Source organism: Microtetraspora sp. AC03309 (assembly GCF_020826795.1).
In the GTDB taxonomy this organism is placed as follows: domain Bacteria; phylum Actinomycetota; class Actinomycetes; order Streptosporangiales; family Streptosporangiaceae; genus Microtetraspora; species Microtetraspora glauca.
The window spans coordinates 1-1011 of the sequence record NZ_JADDIL010000229.1; the positions used below are offsets into that span (position 1 = coordinate 1).

General features: G+C 62.6%; 1 protein-coding gene. It reads right to left on the bottom strand.

The annotated features are described in order from the left end of the window. Window positions 1–296: 296 nt before the first annotated feature. The coding region (locus IMZ11_RS42480; RefSeq protein ID WP_228649231.1) for a DUF3427 domain-containing protein at window positions 297–1011 on the bottom strand (715 nt) is incomplete at its 5' end.

Genomic DNA, 1011 nt, shown 5'->3' on the forward strand with positions numbered 1-1011 from the left:
TTGCCACCGAGTGCGAGGCCCCCGCTGCCCGTAATCGCCCCTACGGCGATGAGCGCCACCGGAATCAACGGCAAGACCATACGTCCCCTGCGCCTTCCTAATCCATGCCGTTCGCAGAACGGCGCCGGGCTTCTATGATCTTGAAAGATCCTGGGCCATTGGTCGGACAGATTACTGGGTGTCGAGATAGCTGGCGGGCAATCCGAAGATGTTCGGAACCATCAGCCGCCGCCACTCTCCGGGCTGCTCGTCCTTGGTCGGCACACCCTCTAGCGCAACCGTCCGCGGCGGTTCTATTACAGATCAAGCGCGAGCCGCGACTGAAGGTCACCCGTCAACGGTGTCAACAGCCGGTACGTCACCAACATCGGCTCCGACCCCTCATGGCCGAGCGGCACCACCCGCCCTAGATACGTAAACGCGACGTCGTTACCCTTCCGTCGCATCCAGAGCTCGATCGACTTGCCCGTCGACAACGACTCGAGAATCTCGCGCCCCTTCTTGCCTGTCGGCTTGGTCGAAAGCTGCGAACTCCACACGAAGACGTCGGGGCCCTCGAAGTGTTCGGCGTACTGCGTGCGATCGGCTCGCTTCTGCAGCGTGACGAACAGAATCGTGTGCTTGTCGAGCGACACGTGACCCGAACGCCAGTTGCCGGGGTTGTAGACCTCACCGTAGAGCGGTGGCACGTCCGTACTCTTGAACTGCTCTCCGATCCGCGACGCTAGCGGGTTGATCTCCTGCTGATCGAGTCTCGACACAAGCCGGGCCACCGGCCGCATGTCCGAACGACCTTCGATGGGCGACACCGACGGGCTGTTTGACTCGAGCATGTAGGCGCCGCCGTCCCGGCGCAGGATCTTCAAAGTGCCAGCGACACCGGACTTGTCCGCTGTCTCCACCAATACGGTCTGTCCCAAGTAGTCGCGGGCCGAACCGCCGGTGATCCACTCGAACAGGAGCGGGTCACCGTGTCGGAGCGGCTCTGCTCCCCCGTCCATGGAGTTGCCT